1 protein-coding gene is annotated in these 956 nt (G+C 63.1%); it reads left to right on the top strand.

Annotation, left to right across the window (positions count from 1 at the left end; translation table 11 throughout):
- Nucleotides 1-956 (top strand): elongation factor Tu (gene tuf, locus AACH00_RS19805; RefSeq protein WP_341400908.1); only part of this gene is annotated, 956 nt, incomplete at both ends.

The raw sequence follows: 956 nt of genomic DNA, 5'->3' as shown, positions 1-956 counted from the left end.
GCTCACGTTGACTGCCCGGGCCACGCTGACTATGTGAAGAACATGATCACGGGCGCCGCACAGATGGACGGCGCGATCCTGGTGTGCTCGGCTGCTGACGGCCCGATGCCGCAGACCCGTGAGCACATCCTGCTGGCTCGCCAGGTGGGTGTTCCTTACATCATCGTGTTCCTGAACAAGTGCGACATGGTGGACGACGCCGAGCTGCTGGAGCTGGTCGAAATGGAAGTGCGCGAGCTGCTGTCCAAGTACGACTTCCCGGGCGACGACACCCCGATCGTGAAGGGTTCGGCCAAGCTGGCGCTGGAAGGCGACAAGGGCGAACTGGGCGAGCTGGCGATCTTCGCCCTGGCCGAAGCTCTGGACACCTACATCCCGACGCCTGAGCGCGCTGTGGACGGTGCCTTCCTGATGCCGGTGGAAGACGTGTTCTCGATCTCGGGTCGTGGCACCGTGGTGACCGGTCGCGTTGAGCGCGGCATCATCAAGGTCGGCGAAGAAATCGAAATCGTCGGTATCAAGGCCACCCAGAAGACGACCTGCACGGGCGTGGAAATGTTCCGCAAGCTGCTGGACCAAGGTCAAGCCGGCGACAACGTGGGCATCCTGCTGCGCGGCACGAAGCGCGAAGACGTCGAGCGCGGCCAAGTGCTGTGCAAGCCGAACTCGGTCAAGCCGCACACGCACTTCACCGCTGAGATCTACGTTCTGAGCAAGGACGAAGGCGGCCGTCACACCCCGTTCTTCAACAACTACCGTCCCCAGTTCTACTTCCGCACGACGGACGTGACTGGTGCCGTGGAGCTGCCGGCGGACAAGGAAATGGTCATGCCTGGCGACAACGTCAGCATCACCGTGAAGCTGATCGCCCCGATCGCCATGGAAGAAGGCCTGCGCTTCGCCATCCGTGAAGGCGGCCGTACCGTCGGCGCCGGCGTGGTTGCCAAGATCATCGC

It is taken from the genome of Ideonella margarita, from assembly GCF_038066635.1.
GTDB lineage: Bacteria > Pseudomonadota > Gammaproteobacteria > Burkholderiales > Burkholderiaceae_C > Ideonella > Ideonella margarita.
Note: the sequence above shows the minus strand (reverse complement) of the source record. Positions and strands in the feature narration are given on the sequence as shown.